Source organism: Mammaliicoccus sp. D-M19, assembly GCF_022386695.1.
GTDB lineage: Bacteria > Bacillota > Bacilli > Staphylococcales > Staphylococcaceae > Mammaliicoccus > Mammaliicoccus sciuri.
The window spans coordinates 85255-104544 of the sequence record NZ_JAJNHW010000009.1 but is presented as its reverse complement, the minus strand read 5'-3'; the positions used below and the strand labels follow the sequence as shown (position 1 = coordinate 104544).

Genomic DNA, 19290 nt, shown 5'->3' with positions numbered 1-19290 from the left:
TATCAATGAATAAACAAGTTAGAAATACAACAGAAATTGTACGTTTGGCGAAGCAGAAATCACAAAAGACAAGAGAAAAAGTAGACAAAGCGATTTCTAAATTTTCGATTGAAGGTAAAGCTATTAATTTTAATTCAATAGCAAAGGAAGTTAATGTTTCTAAATCATGGCTTTATAAGGAACACGATATTAGGCAAAGAATCGAATCCCTTCGTGAGCGTCAAATAACATCAAATGTAGTCTCAAAACCCAAGAAAAGTTCTCGTTCGGAGGAAATCCTTATAAAAACCTTAAAAAGAAGAGTTATGGAATTAGAAAAAGAAAATAAAAAATTACAGAACCAAATTCAAAAATTATATGGAGATCTGTATAATAAAGAGTAGTTTTTATTATTAATCTGTAGACAGATTGTGAAAGGATGCACTTAAACTAACGGGGCAGTTATGTTTAAGATACTTTAAAATTTGGTTAAAATCTCCGAAAGGATTGGTTTCTAACATTAGAAACCAATCCTTTTTAATATTAATTATATATCATTCAAACAATCATTTGACTATTTGTTTATAGTGGGATATATTATAATCATCAAACAAACAGTCATTTGAATAAGGAGGGTAATTATGACAAAAGATATGTGTGAAGTTACCTATATTCATGAAGATAAGGTAAACAGGGCTAAAAAAGACCTTGCTAAACAGAATCCTATGGATGTAGCGAAAGTTTTTAAGGCTCTATCAGATGATACAAGAGTTAAAATTGCTTATGTTTTGTCTTTAGAGGGAGAGTTATGTGTTTGTGATGTAGCTAATATCATTGAATCTTCAACGGCTACGGCATCCCATCATTTAAGATTATTGAAAAATTTAGGTATAGCAAAATACCGTAAAGAAGGAAAATTAGTCTATTATTCACTAGATGATGAGCATGTTAAACAGCTTGTAGAAAAAGCTTTCTTGCATCAAAGGGAGGTTGCTAGTATTGGATAGTTCAACAAAAACATTAACAGAAGATAAACAGGTTTACCGTGTGGAGGGTTTCTCGTGTGCGAATTGTGCTGGGAAGTTTGAAAAAAATGTAAAAGAACTATCAGGGGTGCATGATGCTAAAGTCAATTTCGGAGCTTCCAAAATTGATGTCTTTGGCAGTGCAACCGTTGAAGATCTGGAAAAGGCTGGTGCTTTCGAGAATCTTAAAGTGGCACCAGAGAAGGCTAGAAGAAGGGTCGAACCAGTGGTAACAGAAGATAAAAATGTTTACCGTGTGGAGGGATTTTCTTGCGCAAACTGTGCTGGGAAGTTTGAAAAAAATGTAAAACAACTAGCTGGAGTTCAGGATGCAAAAGTGAACTTTGGCGCTTCTAAAATTGATGTATATGGAAACGCATCGGTTGAAGAGCTTGAAAAAGCAGGTGCTTTCGAGAATCTTAAGGTAATTCCTGAAAAACTGGCGAATCCATCGATACAAGCGGTCAAAGAAGACACTAAGGCTCCTAAAGAAGAGAAAATACCGTTTTATAAAAAACACAGCACATTGCTGTTTGCCACATTACTGATTGCTTTTGGTTACCTTTCTCACTTTGTAAATGGAGAAGATAACCTTGTAACGTCCATGTTATTTGTAAGTTCGATTGTAATTGGCGGATATTCACTATTTAAAGTTGGTTTTCAAAATTTGATACGCTTTGATTTCGACATGAAAACCCTGATGACCGTTGCAGTTATTGGAGCTGCCATCATTGGTGAATGGGCAGAGGCATCCATTGTTGTCATTCTCTTTGCAATCAGTGAAGCACTTGAACGTTTTTCTATGGATAGAGCAAGACAGTCCATTCGTTCATTGATGGATATTGCCCCAAAAGAAGCACTTGTTAGGCGGAATGGTCAGGAAATAATGATCCATGTGGACGATATTGCCGTGGGTGATATTATGATCGTCAAACCAGGGGAGAAAATTGCCATGGATGGGATCATTATAAATGGTGTGTCGGCTGTCAACCAGGCTGCTATAACAGGAGAATCTGTCCCTGTTGCCAAAACGGTAGATGATGAAGTATTTGCAGGCACGCTTAACGAAGAGGGACTACTTGAAGTAAAAATCACCAAATACGTAGAGGATACAACTATCTCCAAGATTATTCATCTGGTTGAGGAAGCACAAGGGGAGCGCGCTCCAGCGCAAGCATTCGTAGATAAATTTGCGAAATATTATACGCCGATCATTATGGTTATTGCGGCGCTCGTTGCAGTCGTTCCACCTTTATTCTTTGGTGGAAGTTGGGATACTTGGGTTTATCAAGGATTAGCGGTACTTGTAGTTGGATGTCCGTGTGCATTAGTTATTACTACTCCAATCTCGATTGTCTCGGCAATTGGAAATGCAGCTAAAAAAGGTGTGTTGATTAAAGGCGGTGTCTATCTAGAGGAATTAGGAGCCATTAAGGCAATCGCATTTGATAAAACAGGAACACTGACAAAAGGTGTACCAGTGGTAACAGATTTTAAAGTGTTAAATGATCAAGTGGAAGAAAAAGAGCTGTTTTCCATTATTACAGCTTTAGAATATCGATCACAACATCCACTTGCTTCAGCAATAATGAAGAAAGCAGAGCAAGATAATATTACTTATTCCGATGTTAGAGTGAAGGACTTCACTTCTATTACAGGTCGGGGCATTCAAGGGAATATAGATGGAACAACCTATTACATTGGCAGTCCAAGGCTTTTTAAAGAATTAAATGTTTCCGATTTTAGCCTTGAGTTTGAAAATAAAGTGAAAGTTTTACAAAACCAAGGGAAAACGGCCATGATTATTGGAACGGACCAAACAATCCTCGGCGTGATTGCTGTAGCAGATGAGGTCCGCGAAACAAGTAAAAATGTGATTCTAAAACTTCATCAGTTAGGAATCAAGCAAACAATTATGCTGACAGGTGATAATCAAGGTACCGCAGAAGCAATCGGTGCTCATGTAGGCGTTTCTGATATTCAGTCCGAATTGTTGCCACAGGATAAGTTGGACTATATTAAAAAAATGAAAGCCGAGCATGGTAATGTAGCTATGATTGGCGATGGCGTCAATGATGCTCCTGCACTTGCTGCATCCACTGTTGGCATTGCAATGGGCGGTGCTGGAACAGATACTGCCATCGAGACAGCTGATATTGCATTAATGGGAGATGATTTAAGTAAGCTTCCATTTGCAGTAAGACTTAGCAGGAAAACGCTAAATATCATCAAAGCGAACATCACGTTTGCCATCGGAATTAAGATAATTGCCTTACTATTGGTTATTCCAGGCTGGCTAACCCTTTGGATTGCGATTCTTTCCGATATGGGAGCCACTATTTTGGTAGCATTAAATAGTTTGCGACTGATGAGAGTGAAGGATAAATAGGTACTATATGTGTGCAATTTACGGAAGGACTTTTCATTTTGAAGAAAAGTCCTATCCCTAAAATATTTGGAGATGATAAAATGATCGCGACGATACTGACGGCTACTGCGGTATATGTAGCAACAGGAATTGATTATCTCGTCATATTAATTCTTTTGTTTTCGCAAGTAAAAAAAGGTCAGGTAAAACATATTTGGATAGGACAATATATAGGGACTGCAATTGTGATAGGAGCAAGTCTTTTAGTTGCACAGGGGGTTGTAAATTTAATTCCTCAGCAATGGGTTATCGGACTACTTGGACTTTTACCACTTTACCTAGGCGTGAAAATATGGATTAAAGGAGAAGAGGATGAAGATGAAAGTAGCATTTTATCTTTATTCTCCTCTGGAAAATTTAATCAGTTATTTTTGACGATGATTTTCATCGTATTGGCTTCCAGTGCGGATGACTTTTCCATTTATATACCGTACTTCACGACCTTAAGTATGTCTGAAATCTTTATTGTCACTATTGTCTTTCTAATTATGGTTGGAGTTTTGTGCTATGTCAGTTACCGTCTAGCTTCCTTCGATTTTATATCGGAAACAATTGAGAAATATGAACGTTGGATTGTACCAATTGTATTCATTGGGCTAGGTATTTATATATTGTTTGAAAATGGAACATTCAATGCTCTGATTTCATTTCTTCTTTGAAGTGGCGAATCCAAACCATAAAGTAAAGTATAAAGAGGTTATCCTATTGATTGGGATAACCTTTTTATATTTAACTAATTATCATTTACGTTAAACACATGTACTTAAAGTAAGAACATTGATTTAAACCATTTTTTTCATAATTTACTCTTGATAAGATCCGACACCTTCTCCAGGAGATATCAAAATAACTCAGAGAATAAAAGAGATTAGTGAAATGATGGGCATTATATTATATGACCACATAATATTTTCAGAAAATGATCATCATTCAATTATCAAAAAAATTGCACTTTCTACTGGTATATATCCTTGCATTAATTTTATAAAAAATGCCCCTACTGAAGATATAAAAGCAATTGCTATGCTATTGTTCACTACCGTATTCATTGGTAATTTAAATAATGCTAATAATACAGGAATGATGATAAATGCTCCACCTGCACCCACAATTCCCGAAATTACACCAATTCCAAATCCAACTATAATAAATAGCAAAGGTTTAGATTTCGTCTCTTGTGTAGTAGGTTTAACTTTAATAAACATCAATATTAAAGCAAGTATGGCGATTATTACATATACCGTATTTACAAAAGTAGCATTAAACAAACTAGCTAAAATTGCCCCTAACATGCTTCCAATCAACATACCCCTCCCATATATATAACAAGTTTAGGAGAGAAAGCTGGTTGTTTTCTTGCATTTAATGATCCACTAAGTGTACTGAAAAATACTTGACTAGAGGTAAGTCCCGAAGCAATATATGCACTATACGCAGGTATACCTATTAATGGTGGCAATATAAGAATAGCTGGGTAAATAATAATTGCGCCCCCAATACCTATTAATCCAGATATAAATCCACCCAGTACGCCAATTAGCAACATAATAGTCATATTTGCTATATCCATTATTTACTTTTAACTAATAAATTAACTGCTTCATTAATTAATTCTTGAGAACTTTCATTATTTTCTTCTGCTGTTTTAACGCATTCTATTAAATTTTCACTAATTATAATCCCCATTAAACGTTGTATAGAACCTTTAGATGCACTAAGTTGCGTAATTATATCTTTGCAATCTTTTTCTTCTTCCATCATTTTTACGACACCATTTAATTGACCTTGTATTCTATTTATACGATTAATCATTTTTTTATCATAAGTCATATTCATTTCCTCCACATAAATTGATTAAGTTAATAATAATAAATTAAAACAAAATTGTCAAATACCCCTATAGGTATTTGGCAAATGATTCTATCCGTTTTATTATACCCTCATAGGTATTTATAGGAGGTAAGTATGGAACAATACAAAGAAGTACACATTAATTCATTAAACAAAGAAGAATTAGAAAAATTGGCAAAAATGGGTCAATTGATTGATGTTAGAACAAAAGAAGAATATGAATTAGGACACATTAACGGTTCAACTTTACACCCAGTAGAAGAGATTAAATCATTCAATAAGAATAGCAACAAAACGTATTATATACATTGTAAAAGCGGTAACCGAAGCACTAAAGCTTGCGATTATTTAGCCAAACAAGGTTATGATGTCGTGAATTTAAAGGGTGGATATAAAGATTATGAAGCAAAGAACTTCAATAGTGCTCCTTTAATAGAAAAAGATATTGAAATCAAAGAGAATCGTAAACAATTTGATTTTAGAGGTCTTCAGTGCCCTGGACCTATTGTTAATATCAGTAAAGAAATTAACAATATTTCAACGGGTGAGCAAATCGAGGTAACAGTTACAGATCCTGGTTTCAATAGTGATATTAAAAGTTGGGCGAAACAAACAGGGAATACCCTTGTAAATCTTACTGAAGAAGCAAATGTAATTAATGCAATTATTCAAAAAGAAAAGCCAAAAGAATTTGAAATCAATGACACTGCTACAGGTACAACAATTGTTTTATTTAGCGGTGAGTTAGATAAGGCAGTAGCAGCAATGATCATCGCAAATGGCGCTAAAGCAGCAGGTAAAGATGTAACTATTTTCTTTACTTTTTGGGGCCTCAACGCATTAAAAAAAGCGCAATCAACTCGCGTTAAAAAGAAAGGTATTTCCAAAATGTTTGACCTTATGTTACCTAAGGATCCAATACATATGCCATTATCAAAAATGAATATGTTTGGACTAGGTAATATTATGATGCGTTATGTAATGAACAAGAAAAATGTTGATTCTTTATACTCACTTATCGATCAAGCAATCGATCAAGATATAAAGTTAATTGCTTGTACCATGAGTATGGATGTTATGGGAATTTCAAAAGAAGAATTAAGAGATGAAGTCGATTATGGTGGCGTAGGTACTTATATTGGACATACTGAGCAAGCAAATCATAACTTATTTATCTAATCAATAAAATCTATTTTAAAAAGGAGTTTTTTTTGTTTTTCAAACAATTTTATGAAGACAATTTTTCACAAGCATCTTATTTAATTGGATGTCAACGTACAGGAGAAGCAATGATTATTGACCCTATACGAGATTTAACAAAATATTTAAAAGTTGCAGATAAAGAAGGATTCACAATTACTAAAGCTGCAGAAACACATATTCATGCTGATTTTGCTTCAGGTATTAGAGATGTGGCAAATAAATTGAATGCAAGTATATACGTATCTGATGAAGGTAAAGATGAATTTAATTATAAAAATATGCCTAAACAAACACATTTCGTTAAGCATCAAGATATTATCTATTTAGGAAAGATTAAATTAGAAGTCTTACACACTCCAGGCCATCCCCCTGAGAGTATTAGTTTTTTACTTACTGACGAAGGTGGGGGTTCCAGTATACCAATGGGATTATTTAGCGGTGACTTCATCTTTGTTGGTGATGTAGGTAGACCAGATCTATTAGAAAAAGCTGTAAATGTTGAAGGTTCTACAAAAATCGGAGCAAAACAAATGTATCAGTCCATACAATTTGCTGCAACATTACCAGACTATATTCAAATTTGGCCAGGTCATGGTGCAGGGAGTCCTTGTGGTAAAGCGCTAGGTTCATTACCTACAACTACTTTGGGTTATGAGAAAATAAACAACTGGGCTTTTAATGTTAAAGATGAAACTTCATTTATCGAAACTTTAACACTCAATCAGCCAGCTCCACCACACCATTTTTCACAAATGAAAAAAATAAATCAATTTGGTATGCAAATGTACCAACCATATAATGTTTACCCTAGTTCAAGCAATACACAAACTGCTTTTGATCTTCGAAGTAAAGAAGCATTCCATGGTGGTCATATGCATGGAACTATCAATATTCCTTTTAATAAAACTTTTATAAATCAAATTGGTTGGTATTTAGATTATGACTAAGATATTGAATTAATTGGCGATAAATCTACCGTTCAACAAGCTATTCATGCTTTACAATTAATTGGTTTTGAAAATGTAAAAAGTTACCGTTTGCCACAAACAAATATCGTCACATCATCTATTCATAGTTCTGAAATGACTGGTGAAGAACATAATGTATTAGATGTTCGTAATGATGATGAATGGCGTAAAGGTCATTTAAAACAAGCAATTCATATTCCTCACGGTAAACTTTTAAATGAAGATATACCTTTCGATAAAAATGACCTAATTTATGTACATTGTCAATCAGGTGTTAGAAGTTCAATAGCGGTAGGAATATTAGAATATAAAGGATTTACGAATATTGTTAACGTTAGAGGTGGCTATCAACATTTACCAGCATTTTTAAAATAGTTTTCTTCTGCAATAGAACTATAAAAATCCCTCAATCCGAAAATTCAATTCGGATTGAGGGATTTTTTTATAAAGACAATTACGAACTTTGATTATTCATTTGAATTAGTTTTTTATGCTTTTATATCTAAGTAAATATCATTAATCTGTAGTACTTTTTGGATAATTGCTAATGTACCACCTAGCAAAGTTGCAAATTTGACATTAGATGTTAACTTTATTTGAATTTCGTTACGTGAATATTGTTTGAACTGGTTCTTAATTGCTTCTAATATTTCAGGCATTTCATTGAACAATGGACAGTTAATGTAAATTGCATTCGGATTAAACTGGGTGTTTAAATTATGTATTAAAACAGCAATTTTATTTATAAATTGTTCCATTTCTTCAACTACGACTGGATTTTTTTCATTATAAAATTGAATTAATTTGCTAAGCGTCATCTTCTCATTTAGTTGATTACTTAAATTATGCAGTAAAGCTTCTTGTGAAAAAATATCTTCAATCTTATGAAAGATCTCCACATTATCGCTAACTTTTGAGACAAGTGTTTTTCCAATTTCACCCGCTTCCCCATTTGCACCACGATACAATTGATTATTAATAATAAGCCCAGCACCAATACCTTTATGTATACTTAAAGCAATAAGATTATTGTAGGATAAATTATGATTAAAATTACGTTCATATAACGCTGAAAGATTCGCTTCATTTTCAACTACGACTGGAACATTAGTAATTTCTTTTATTTTCTTAGCAATTGAAATTCCTTCAGTTTCATGGAATGGTAAATATGTCACATGCTGCTCATTATCCACAACTCCATGTATAGAAACAGACACACCTAATAGTCCGTTATAAGTATCAAGTTTCTCCTGAATATCAATATGTTTTTTTATTATGCTTAATATACTACTAACCTTTTCATCAGGTAAATCATAAGATTCATGCTTAATGACATTACCATCAAAATAATTGTACATCACTTCAACAGAACTATAAGTTAAATCCAAAGAAATAAAATAACCATAAAGATGATTAACCTTCAGAAGAATAGGTTTTCTACCACCACTCTTCGTGCTATCACCCTCACCAACCTCATTAACAAGAGATTTATACTTTAACTTATTCAAAATACTAGAAATCGTTGCCTTATTAATCTCAAGATTTTTAGATATTTGAGTACGCGAAATATTATGATGGTTATAAATTTCCCTTAGCACTCTTTTTTCATTATCATTTATATTTAAAATATTTTCCATAATTGCCTACCCCATAAGTTATTTTGAATTTAGTTTATAGTTTATCATGTATTTTTATACCAACTATTTTAACATAAATTAAATTAAACCTTAGAACAACTTAAAACCTCACTTAGGTTATCATCTTCGTTCTTTTATTTTTTTTATTATTTCAATAAATTACGTATTTCCAATATGACGATTTTTTATGCAAAGTCGTTGTATGTTTTTCAAATTTTTGACATTTATGCAATCTAAATAGCCAATTAGGGAATTTTTAACATTTTTTATTTGTTTGATATTATACTTAATGTATCTTAAATAGAAAGAGGGTATGCATATGGATTTCACTGGTGTTATTACAAGCATTATTGATTTAATCAAGACTTGCATTCAGGCTTTCGGTTAATTTTTTCAACTAAAAAACAGAGGAAATATTCAACGACTTGATTGTTTCCTCTGTTTTCTATGTATTGTTGTAAACACAACAATTTTATTTTTTATTCAATATATTTCTCAATTCTTCTATTTCATCTTGTGATAGATCTTCTTTTTCTACAAAGTTTAAGACAAGTGAATTGAAACCGCCTTTGTATACTTTATTGATAAAGTTTTTAGATGTTTTATATTTTATATCACTTTCTTCTACAAGAGAGTAATATTGAAAAATTTTATTGTCTTTTTTACGATCTATAAATCCCTTTTTATACAATCTCGTTATAAGTGTACGAATGGTTTTTGGACTCCAGTCCTTTTGCATTTGTATTTCTTCTATTATATTATTCGCACTTGCATATTTTTTCATCCAAATGATATTCATAACTTCCCATTCTGCAGATGATATTTCATACGTTTTATTATCCATTATATTAACTCCATTTCTTTTAAAATACGCTCAGAAATTTGTTGTGCTTTTTCGCCATTCGCATTGTCTTCGCCTTTTAAATGTGTAGCAAAATAATACGTATTATCTTTCGTTTCAACATAACCTACGAACCATCCATTTGCTTCTTTGTGATTCACGATTCCTGTTCCAGTTTTACCTACATATTTATAAGTATCTTTTTGTTTCAAAGTCATACTATTTTCAACTTTTTCAATAGCCTTATTATCAAAATGCATGTTATGTTGTTTCATATTTTTCAACAAATTAACCTGTTCTATTGCAGAAATTTTTAATGAAGATTCATTCCAATAATTTTCATTCCCTGATATTTCTTCATTACCATATTCAATTAGATCTAAATAAGATTTAACCTCATCTTGTCTTAAATGTTTGTTTAAATTTTCGTAATACCAATTTACTGAATATTTCATTGAAGAATTTAAATTTTGATCTTGGTTCCATTCTTTAAATGGATATTGATGTTTATCCCATTGTTGTTCAGTATGATTTAATGAGAGTAAATTTTGGTCGAATGCCATTAACGCTAAATAAATTTTGTAAGTAGAATTAGGTGAATATCGTTGTTTACTTTCTGGTTCATTATAAATAGAATAAGCTTGCTCCCGTTCATTATAAAGCACAAAACTTCCATCAAATCCTTTGAAATACGGAGCTAGTTGATTTAATTTTTTATATGATACATTTGTTTCATATTTGTCTTGTTGAACATGTGCAGATAGTAACGGTGCTTGTATTAAAAGCGATATACTACATACAATATACGCAACAATACGCTTGTTTCGATTAGGTTTAGGCATTGAATCATAAAGTGCAATATACTTAACACGTTCTTTAATATTTGAATTAAAACCTAGTAAATATTGTGCTGCCACATTATTTATGTGCTGAGATTTTAAAATAGAGCATTTTAATATCGATTCACCATAACGTATATGTTCATGGCGATTCAAAATTTTTAAAACGTTTCTATCACATACTTTTTCACAGTCATTGTCCATCATTGTTTTACTTATATATAGTGCAGGATTAAACCAGAATATCATTTTAAAAACAACATAAAGCTGGTTGAATATTAAGTCATGACTTTTCACATGTGATAGTTCATGTAGAATAATATATTCAATTTCTTTGTCATTCATGGTTTCGACTACGACAGTTGGTAGTACAATTTGGGATTTCACTAAACCAAATACCATCGGATTATCAATGTTTGAACTATAACTAATTGTTATATGCTTTTTGTAGAACTGCATCTTACTTTGACATACTTTAAGTCGTTCATTAAGATATGACGATTCCAATGACGAACTTTTAATAACATCAATTTGTCGGAATGCCTTAATCATATAAAATAAGCACAACAAACTACCAAATACCCATATCAAAAGAATCATATACGTTATATTTGAGGTCTCAAACTGATTAACATTAATTGCTAAGTCTTTCGTAACAGATGATTGTTGACCATCTAACATATGACTAACCGAAGAAGTCGTGTCAGATACATTTCGATTCATCATATCTTTTGAAAATGTAAAATTCGATATTTTGTAAAATGGTATTAATGGAATTAACGTGGAGACGAGCACTAATAACCAAATCTTATGTGACATAATATTTTGAGTATATTTTATATAGAGCATTCTCACTAAAAAAATTACACATATCGTGAGCAATGAACTGATTATACTTAACATTAAAAAAGATGATAACACCTTCTACACCTCCATATCACAAAAATTATAACATTATTTTGACATAAATACTACATTTGTAATATACTACAAATGTAGTCTTATATAAGGAGGATATTGATGAAAAAGATAAAAATTGTTCCACTTATTTTAATAGTTGTAGTTGTCGGGTTTGGTATATATTTTTATGCTTCAAAAGATAAAGAAATTAATAATACTATTGATGCAATTGAAGATAAAAATTTCAAACAAGTTTATAAAGATAGCAGTTATATTTCTAAAAGCGATAATGGTGAAGTAGAAATGACTGAACGTCCGATAAAAATATATAATAGTTTAGGCGTTAAAGATATAAACATTCAGGATCGTAAAATAAAAAAAGTATCTAAAAATAAAAAACGAGTAGATGCTCAATATAAAATTAAAACAAACTACGGTAACATTGATCGCAACGTTCAATTTAATTTTGTTAAAGAAGATGGTATGTGGAAGTTAGATTGGGATCATAGCGTCATTATTCCAGGAATGCAGAAAGACCAAAGCATACATATTGAAAATTTAAAATCAGAACGTGGTAAAATTTTAGACCGAAACAATGTGGAATTGGCCAATACAGGAACAGCATATGAGATAGGCATCGTTCCAAAGAATGTATCTAAAAAAGATTATAAAGCAATCGCTAAAGAACTAAGTATTTCTGAAGACTATATCAAACAACAAATGGATCAAAATTGGGTACAAGATGATACCTTCGTTCCACTTAAAACCGTTAAAAAAATGGATGAATATTTAAGTGATTTCGCAAAAAAATTTCATCTTACAACTAATGAAACAGAAAGTCGTAACTATCCTCTAGAAAAAGCGACTTCACATCTATTAGGTTATGTTGGTCCCATTAACTCTGAAGAATTAAAACAAAAAGAATATAAAGGCTATAAAGATGATGCAGTTATTGGTAAAAAGGGACTCGAAAAACTTTACGATAAAAAGCTCCAACATGAAGATGGCTATCGTGTCACAATCGTTGACGATAATAGCAATACAATCGCACATACATTAATAGAGAAAAAGAAAAAAGATGGCAAAGATATTCAACTAACTATTGATGCTAAAGTTCAAAAGAGTATTTATAACAACATGAAAAATGATTATGGCTCAGGTACTGCTATCCACCCTCAAACAGGTGAATTATTAGCACTTGTAAGCACACCTTCATATGACGTCTATCCATTTATGTATGGCATGAGTAACGAAGAATATAATAAATTAACCGAAGATAAAAAAGAACCTCTGCTCAACAAGTTCCAGATTACAACTTCACCAGGTTCAACTCAAAAAATATTAACAGCAATGATTGGGTTAAATAACAAAACATTAGACGATAAAACAAGTTATAAAATCGATGGTAAAGGTTGGCAAAAAGATAAATCTTGGGGTGGTTACAACGTTACAAGATATGAAGTGGTAAATGGTAATATCGACTTAAAACAAGCAATAGAATCATCAGATAACATTTTCTTTGCTAGAGTAGCACTCGAATTAGGCAGTAAGAAATTTGAAAAAGGCATGAAAAAACTAGGTGTTGGTGAAGATATACCAAGTGATTATCCATTTTATAATGCTCAAATTTCAAACAAAAATTTAGATAATGAAATATTATTAGCTGATTCAGGTTACGGACAAGGTGAAATACTGATTAACCCAGTACAGATCCTTTCAATCTATAGCGCATTAGAAAATAATGGCAATATTAACGCACCTCACTTATTAAAAGACACGAAAAACAAAGTTTGGAAGAAAAATATTATTTCCAAAGAAAATATCAATCTATTAACTGATGGTATGCAACAAGTCGTAAATAAAACACATAAAGAAGATATTTATAGATCTTATGCAAACTTAATTGGCAAATCCGGTACTGCAGAACTCAAAATGAAACAAGGAGAAACTGGCAGACAAATTGGGTGGTTTATATCATATGATAAAGATAATCCAAACATGATGATGGCTATTAATGTTAAAGATGTACAAGATAAAGGAATGGCTAGCTACAATGCCAAAATCTCAGGTAAAGTGTATGATGAGCTATATGAGAACGGTAATAAAAAATACGATATAGATGAATAACAAAACAGTGAAGCAATCCGTAACGATGGTTGCTTCACTGTTTTATTATGAATTATTAATAAGTGCTGTTACTTCTCCCTTAAATACAATTTCTTCATTTTCATTGTATGTTGAAAGTGACACTGTAACGAGTCCATTTTCTTTTTTTATGGATTTCTTATTTGTAATTTCAGCGATAACGTACAATGTATTACCTGGGTATACAGGTTTAATAAATTTAACGTTATTCATTTGTGTTCCTGCTACAACTTCTTCTCCGTATTTACCTTCTTCTACCCATAATTTAAATGATATTGAAAGTGTATGCATGCCAGATGCAATGATACCTTTAAATCTACTTTGTTCTGCTTTTTCTTTATCTATATGCATATATTGAGGATCAAAAGTTGTTGCAAATTGGATAATTTCTTCTTCTGTAATATGAAGGCTTTTTGTTTTGAATGTTTCTCCTACTATAAAATCATCGTATTTCATATATGTCTCTCTTTCTTATTCAAATTAATTTTTTAGTATGTAACATGTTAAAGGTAAGTCTACCGTCACTGAAACGTAAGACTCACCTCTAACTTTCTATTGAGACAAATGCACCATTTTATCTGCATTGTCTGTAAAGATACCATCAACTCCCCAATTAGCAAGTTGGTTTGCACGTGCTGGTTTGTTTACAGTCCATACGTTCAATTCATAACCCGCTTCTTTTACCATTTTTACTTTTGCTTTAGTAAGTTTGGCATCTTCAGTGTTTACTATTTTAGCATTACAGTAATCTAAAAGTGTTCTCCAGTCTTCACGAAACGAAGTTGTATGGAATATAACTGCTCTGTTATATTGTGGCATGATTTCTTCTGCAAGTTTAACAAGCACAACATTAAAGCTTGAAATGAGCACTTCTTGATTCTGATTTAAGTTTGTTAATTGTTCTTCCACTTGCTTAACCATACTTTTAGAAAGTGCTAGTCCATTCGGTCCAGTAATACCTTTTAATTCTACATTTAAATTCATATTATATTCATTTGCTATTTTTACTACATCATCGAAAGTTGGCAAATGTTCATCTTTGAATTTTTCACCAAACCAAGATCCTGCAGAAGCATCTTTAATTTCATCATAATTCAATTCAGTTATTTCCCCGGACATATTTGTAGTCCGTTCTAAATAATCATCATGAATGATAATCAGTTGTTCATCTTTTGTAATTGCAACATCTAACTCCAACCAGTTTATACCTTCTACTTCTGAAGCAGCTTTAAATGATGCAATTGTATTTTCCGGAGCTTTACTAGGTAATCCTCTATGTCCATATACAGTTAGCATATTACCTCTCCTTGCATTTTTATTTTTTTAATTAACGTAACTGTATTATCACATTAATCGCACTTTTATTTCCATTAAAAAGAGATGAATATCATAAATAAAGAAGTCGATAGATTCGTATTGATTATGGAGTTAATCTACGTCTCATCTCATTTTTAAAAAATCATTTATGTCCCAAGCTCCATTTTGTAATCAAGTCTAGTTTTTCTGTACCCCTTATCTGCAATTTTACTTAGGATTGCTTTTAACTTACCTCTTATCTGCAATTTTACTTAGGATTGCTTTTAACTTACCCCTTATCAGCAATTTTACTGAGAACTGCTTTTAACGCACCTCTTATCTGCAATTTTGCCTAGAACTGCTTTTAACTTACCTCTTATCTGCAATTTTACTGAGAACTGCTTTTAACTTACCCCTTATCAGCAATTTTGCATGGAATTGCTTTTAACGTACCTCTTATCTGCAATTTTACTTAGAACTGCTTTTAACAAACCTCTTATCTGCAATTTTACTTAGAACTGCTTTTAACGTACCTCTTATCTGTAATTTTACTGAGAACTGCTTTTAACAAACCTCTTATCTGCAATTTTACTTAGAACTGCTTTTAACAAACCTCTTATCTGCAATTTTACTTAGAATTGCTTTTACTATTCCTCTTATTAGTATAATCTCAGTAAGAATGCGTATAAAAATGAAAATTACAACCGATTTTGTAAGTGCTGACGCCTGAGGGAATAGTATGTGCGAGAGACTAATGGCTCGAGCCATACCCCTAGGCAAGCATGCACGTACAAAATCGTAAGATAAAAAAATAAGCATATCACTGTAAACTTTAAAAATTCAGTTTAGTGATATGCTTATTTATTTCGAGTTAGGATTTATGTCCCAAGCTCATCAAGCACAATCGGCCACTAGTTTATTTCTCTATCTTATATGTTCTGATATGGTCTTCTATACTGTATAAGTATACTTTTGAATATGGATCTTGTGTCAATTCACGTTCGAAATCAAATTCTTGATTATCAAATCTGTTAAAGAATGTTTCGTATTCTTCGACTGATAATTGCTCTCTAGATTCTAGCATATTTAAGTGTTTCTCTTTATCTAATGCTTTGTCATATCCTTTAACGATTGAACCACTAAAGATTTCTCCTACTGCTCCTGAACCATAACTAAATAGACATACTTTCTCTTCTGGTTGGAATGTGTGGTTCTGTAATAACGAAATTAAACTTAAGTATAATGATCCTGTATAAATGTTACCAACATCTCTATTCCATAATACGGTTCTGTTGCAAAGTTGAATTTATAGTATAATTTTAACAAAAAGGAGTCTTCTGTATGAACTATTTCAGATATAAACAATTTAACAAGGATGTTATCACTGTAGCCGTTGGCTACTATCTAAGATATACATTGAGTTATCGTGATATATCTGAAATATTAAGGGAACGTGGTGTAAACGTTCATCATTCAACGGTCTACCGTTGGGTTCAAGAATATGCCCCAATTTTGTATCAAATTTGGAAGAAAAAGCATAAAAAAGCTTATTACAAATGGCGTATTGATGAGACGTACATCAAAATAAAAGGAAAATGGAGCTATTTATATCGTGCCATTGATGCAGAGGGACATACATTAGATATTTGGTTGCGTAAGCAACGAGATAATCATTCAGCATATGCGTTTATCAAACGTCTCATTAAACAATTTGGTAAACCTCAAAAGGTAATTACAGATCAGGCACCTTCAACGAAGGTAGCAATGGCTAAAGTAATTAAAGCTTTTAAACTTAAACCTGACTGTCATTGTACATCGAAATATCTGAATAACCTCATTGAGCAAGATCACCGTCATATTAAAGTAAGAAAGACAAGGTATCAAAGTATCAATACAGCAAAGAATACTTTAAAAGGTATTGAATGTATTTACGCTCTATATAAAAAGAACCGCAGGTCTCTTCAGATCTACGGATTTTCGCCATGCCACGAAATTAGCATCATGCTAGCAAGTTAAGCGAACACTGACATGATAAATTAGTGGTTAGCTATATTTTTTTACTTTGCAACAGAACCGAAAATAATCTCTTCAATTTATTTTTATATGAATCCTGTGACTCAATGATTGTAATATCTAAAGATTTCAGTTCATCATAGACAATGTTCTTTTCAACATTTTTTATAGCAAATTGATTAAATAAATTCTCTAATTTCTCCCGTTTGATTTCACTACCATAGATTATATTATCATTGATATAGTCAATGAATAATGACAAATTATCACTCATAACAGTCCCAACCCCTTTATTTTGATAGACTAATTATCTTCATCATTGTAAAACAAATTACACCCTTTAAATTTAACTCAACTTAAATATCGACAAATTAAAAAACAATAAAATTACTTGAATATTATTCATAATATATTAACAACTTTATTATACTGCTCTTTATATATAAAATCATTAATAATTAAACAAGCCTTAAAATATTTAACTTTTTTGTGATTATTACACATTATCTTATCTGCTCTTTATCACCATAAAAATAGAAAAAACAAGATTCCTAAAGAATATAGGAATCTTGTTTCAGACTGTGGACAAACTGATTTTTTATCAGTTAGCTTATTTAGAAAGTTTTATTTAAATTACAGTTTCTATTTTTATTAGATCACAATTTTATTTTAGCTCTTGTTCAAGTAATCATTTTTCGCCAAAAACTTTATACTGAATAGCTTCTACATTAAATACTTTGTCAATGAGATCATCTACATCTTTAAATTCAGAATAATTTGCATATGGATCTATAAAATAAAATTGTGGTTCTTTACCGGAAACATTAAATATTCTTAATATTAAATATTTCTGCTTATATTCTTTCATAGCAAACATTTCATTTAGCGACATAAAAAATGGTTCCTCAATACTAGAAGATGTAGATGTTTTAATTTCAATAAATTTTTCTACAGCTTTATCTGTATTTGTTGGATCAAAAGCTACTAAATCATAGCCATGACCGTGTTGAGAGCCTGGATTATCATTTAAAATATTCCTAAACTGTTCTTTCTTATCTTCGTCTATTTTATTATCAATTAGCTCATTAAAGTAATTTAGCGCTAATTTTTCTCCAACTTTACCGGTTAATTTATTCTCTTTATTTGATTTTTCAATTTCTGAATCATTTTTAGTAGTCTTTGATACACCTTTTTTATATTTTGGAATTATTCCTTTAGGTGCTTCCACTTCCTTGAGTGTCTTATCTTTTTGTGCTGTTCTAATTTCTTCAATTTCGCTGTCTTCCTGTATTTCGTCTATGCTATTGACCAAGCTATCATAGGATGTTTTTGTAACTTTTGAAGCTAATTCATTAAATAGTTCTAAAAATTTCTTTAAATCCTCTAGCATATCTTCTTCTGTGAATCCTTCATTCAAATCATAATATTTGAATCTTATTGATCCATGAGAATATCCTGATGGATAATCATTTTTTAAATCATAAGATGAATCTTTATTTTCTGCGTAATAAAATCTTCCAGTATTAAATTCATTTGATGTAATATATTTATTGAGTTCGGAAGATAAAGTTAATGCTCTTTGTTTTGCAGCATTTTTATCCCGCGGAAACATATCACTTATCTTTGACCATCCTTGATTCAAAGATAAGTATATGCCTTCTCCTTCCGGATGAAAAAGATATACCAAATAATATCCATCCTTTGTTTCTTTTGTTATATTCTCATCATATATTGAAATCCAAGGAACTTTACTATAGTTCCCAGTAGCAACCTTCCCTACAACTGAATATTTATCTTCTTTTATATGCACTTTTAACTGCTTGGGTAACTTATCATGGACTAAAGTTTTATATAGATCACCTTTATCCCAATCAGATTTTTTAACTACATTATTGGTACGTTTCTCTTTAATTAATTTAAGGACCTGCATAAAGTTGTCTATCATTTGAAATTCCCTCCTATTATAAAATATATTATGTCTCATTTTCTTCAATATGTACTTATTTATATTTTACCGTAATTTACTATATTTAGTTGCAGAAAGAATTTTCTCAAAGCTAGAACTTTGCTTCACTATAAGTATTCAGTATAAAGAATATTTCGCTATTATTTACTTGAAATGAAAGACTGCGGAGGCTAACTATGTCAAAAATCATGAACCTCAT

Annotated in this window: 17 protein-coding genes and 2 pseudogenes; 9 read left to right on the top strand and 10 right to left on the bottom strand. The window is 31.4% G+C overall.

The genetic code is table 11. From position 1 onward, the window contains the following. Positions 1–5: 5 nt before the first annotated feature. The 4 genes from LQ675_RS13435 to LQ675_RS13420 all read left to right on the top strand — a co-directional run bounded on the left by LQ675_RS13435 (position 6) and on the right by LQ675_RS13420 (position 4091). Complete coding sequence (locus LQ675_RS13435) at positions 6–383, top strand: DUF6262 family protein (RefSeq protein WP_002485300.1); 378 nt, start codon at positions 6–8, stop codon at positions 381–383. A gap of 237 nt (positions 384–620) precedes the next feature. Continuing rightward, complete coding sequence (locus LQ675_RS13430) at positions 621–986, top strand: ArsR/SmtB family transcription factor (RefSeq protein WP_000159127.1); 366 nt, start codon at positions 621–623, stop codon at positions 984–986. After that, positions 979–3393 (top strand): cadmium-translocating P-type ATPase CadA, encoded by a 2415-nt coding sequence (locus LQ675_RS13425; RefSeq protein ID WP_000378485.1) that lies wholly within the window; start codon positions 979–981, stop codon positions 3391–3393. The genes LQ675_RS13430 and LQ675_RS13425 overlap by 8 nt, the downstream gene beginning before the upstream one ends. Before the next feature lie 80 nt (positions 3394–3473). Next, positions 3474–4091, top strand: a complete 618-nt coding sequence (locus LQ675_RS13420) for a CadD family cadmium resistance transporter (protein ID WP_000562107.1) — start codon at positions 3474–3476, stop codon at positions 4089–4091. Between the two features lie 273 nt (positions 4092–4364). On the opposite strand, the pseudogene LQ675_RS13410 reads toward LQ675_RS13420, so the two are convergent. Together LQ675_RS13410 and cstR are read right to left on the bottom strand one after the other, a co-directional pair. Continuing rightward, positions 4365–5002, bottom strand: a pseudogene (locus LQ675_RS13410) (sulfite exporter TauE/SafE family protein); the annotation flags it as partial. Beyond that, positions 5002–5262 (bottom strand): persulfide-sensing transcriptional repressor CstR, encoded by a 261-nt coding sequence (gene cstR, locus LQ675_RS13405; protein ID WP_000220507.1) that lies wholly within the window; start codon positions 5260–5262, stop codon positions 5002–5004. The pseudogene LQ675_RS13410 and the gene cstR, both read right to left, overlap by 1 nt. A 135-nt stretch (positions 5263–5397) precedes the next feature. On the opposite strand from cstR, the gene LQ675_RS13400 reads away from it, so the two are divergent. Then, positions 5398–6462, top strand: coding sequence for a DsrE/DsrF/DrsH-like family protein (locus tag LQ675_RS13400; protein ID WP_000438836.1), 1065 nt, complete (start codon positions 5398–5400; stop codon positions 6460–6462). Positions 6463–6494: 32 nt separating this feature from the next. Next, positions 6495–7829: pseudogene (gene cstB / locus LQ675_RS13395) on the top strand (persulfide dioxygenase-sulfurtransferase CstB). 113 nt (positions 7830–7942) lie between these two features. Here cstB and LQ675_RS13390 read toward each other — a convergent pair. Continuing rightward, complete coding sequence (locus tag LQ675_RS13390; protein WP_000427807.1) at positions 7943–9091, bottom strand: ROK family transcriptional regulator; 1149 nt, start codon at positions 9089–9091, stop codon at positions 7943–7945. Between the two features lie 319 nt (positions 9092–9410). Here LQ675_RS13390 and psm-mec point away from each other — a divergent pair, with 319 nt between their 5' ends. Continuing rightward, positions 9411–9479, top strand: a complete 69-nt coding sequence (gene psm-mec, locus LQ675_RS13385) for a phenol-soluble modulin PSM-mec (protein WP_014532405.1) — start codon at positions 9411–9413, stop codon at positions 9477–9479. Positions 9480–9563: 84 nt separating this feature from the next. Here psm-mec and mecI read toward each other — a convergent pair whose 3' ends face one another. Beyond that, entirely contained in the window at positions 9564–9935 is a 372-nt protein-coding gene (gene mecI / locus LQ675_RS13380; RefSeq protein ID WP_000369214.1) for a mecA-type methicillin resistance repressor MecI, read from the bottom strand. After that, the gene (gene mecR1 / locus LQ675_RS13375) at positions 9935–11692 is read right to left on the bottom strand and encodes a beta-lactam sensor/signal transducer MecR1 (RefSeq protein ID WP_000952923.1); all 1758 of its coding nucleotides are present in this window, start codon (positions 11690–11692) and stop codon (positions 9935–9937) included. The genes mecI and mecR1 overlap by 1 nt, the downstream gene beginning before the upstream one ends. A gap of 96 nt (positions 11693–11788) precedes the next feature. Here mecR1 and mecA point away from each other — a divergent pair, with 96 nt between their 5' ends. Continuing rightward, the gene (gene mecA / locus LQ675_RS13370; protein WP_063852655.1) at positions 11789–13798 is read left to right on the top strand and encodes a PBP2a family beta-lactam-resistant peptidoglycan transpeptidase MecA; all 2010 of its coding nucleotides are present in this window, start codon (positions 11789–11791) and stop codon (positions 13796–13798) included. A 45-nt stretch (positions 13799–13843) separates the two neighbouring features. Here the strand turns inward: mecA and LQ675_RS13365 are convergent, their stop codons facing one another. From LQ675_RS13365 to LQ675_RS13355, 3 genes are all read right to left on the bottom strand, one after another. Beyond that, a complete protein-coding gene (locus LQ675_RS13365; RefSeq protein WP_000872606.1) occupies positions 13844–14272 on the bottom strand; it encodes a MaoC family dehydratase in 429 nt (142 codons plus the stop codon). A gap of 96 nt (positions 14273–14368) precedes the next feature. Continuing rightward, on the bottom strand, positions 14369–15112 hold the full coding sequence (locus LQ675_RS13360) for a glycerophosphoryl diester phosphodiesterase (RefSeq protein WP_000958858.1): 744 nt from the start codon (positions 15110–15112) through the stop codon (positions 14369–14371). A 916-nt stretch (positions 15113–16028) separates the two neighbouring features. Then, positions 16029–16418: a hydroxymethylglutaryl-CoA synthase gene (locus LQ675_RS13355; protein ID WP_020444595.1), complete on the bottom strand. Its 390-nt coding sequence runs from the start codon at positions 16416–16418 to the stop codon at positions 16029–16031. Positions 16419–16453: 35 nt separating this feature from the next. On the opposite strand from LQ675_RS13355, the gene LQ675_RS13350 reads away from it, so the two are divergent. Then, the gene (locus LQ675_RS13350; RefSeq protein ID WP_001106057.1) at positions 16454–17128 is read left to right on the top strand and encodes an IS6-like element IS257 family transposase; all 675 of its coding nucleotides are present in this window, start codon (positions 16454–16456) and stop codon (positions 17126–17128) included. A 31-nt stretch (positions 17129–17159) separates the two neighbouring features. On the opposite strand, the gene LQ675_RS13345 is transcribed toward LQ675_RS13350, so the two are convergent. Together LQ675_RS13345 and LQ675_RS13340 are read right to left on the bottom strand one after the other, a co-directional pair. Then, positions 17160–17399, bottom strand: a complete 240-nt coding sequence (locus LQ675_RS13345) for a hypothetical protein (RefSeq protein ID WP_001282728.1) — start codon at positions 17397–17399, stop codon at positions 17160–17162. 414 nt (positions 17400–17813) lie between these two features. Next, positions 17814–19070, bottom strand: a complete 1257-nt coding sequence (locus tag LQ675_RS13340) for an MrcB family domain-containing protein (protein WP_000566670.1) — start codon at positions 19068–19070, stop codon at positions 17814–17816. Positions 19071–19290 lie beyond the last annotated feature (220 nt).

What these genes read in the sequence shown, in the direction of transcription:
- LQ675_RS13430 (WP_000159127.1), top strand. Translation starts at nt 621, where the DNA reads ATGACAAAAGATATGTGTGAAGTTACCTATATTCATGAAGATAAGGTA.
- LQ675_RS13400 (WP_000438836.1), top strand. Translation starts at nt 5,398, where the DNA reads ATGGAACAATACAAAGAAGTACACATTAATTCATTAAACAAAGAAGAA.
- LQ675_RS13420 (WP_000562107.1), top strand. Translation starts at nt 3,474, where the DNA reads ATGATCGCGACGATACTGACGGCTACTGCGGTATATGTAGCAACAGGA.
- LQ675_RS13340 (WP_000566670.1), bottom strand. Translation starts at nt 19,070, where the DNA reads ATGATAGACAACTTTATGCAGGTCCTTAAATTAATTAAAGAGAAACGT.
- LQ675_RS13435 (WP_002485300.1), top strand. Translation starts at nt 6, where the DNA reads ATGAATAAACAAGTTAGAAATACAACAGAAATTGTACGTTTGGCGAAG.
- LQ675_RS13365 (WP_000872606.1), bottom strand. Translation starts at nt 14,272, where the DNA reads ATGAAATACGATGATTTTATAGTAGGAGAAACATTCAAAACAAAAAGC.
- LQ675_RS13350 (WP_001106057.1), top strand. Translation starts at nt 16,454, where the DNA reads ATGAACTATTTCAGATATAAACAATTTAACAAGGATGTTATCACTGTA.
- LQ675_RS13345 (WP_001282728.1), bottom strand. Translation starts at nt 17,399, where the DNA reads ATGAGTGATAATTTGTCATTATTCATTGACTATATCAATGATAATATA.
- mecI (WP_000369214.1), bottom strand. Translation starts at nt 9,935, where the DNA reads ATGGATAATAAAACGTATGAAATATCATCTGCAGAATGGGAAGTTATG.
- LQ675_RS13390 (WP_000427807.1), bottom strand. Translation starts at nt 9,091, where the DNA reads ATGGAAAATATTTTAAATATAAATGATAATGAAAAAAGAGTGCTAAGG.
- LQ675_RS13360 (WP_000958858.1), bottom strand. Translation starts at nt 15,112, where the DNA reads ATGCTAACTGTATATGGACATAGAGGATTACCTAGTAAAGCTCCGGAA.
- cstR (WP_000220507.1), bottom strand. Translation starts at nt 5,262, where the DNA reads ATGACTTATGATAAAAAAATGATTAATCGTATAAATAGAATACAAGGT.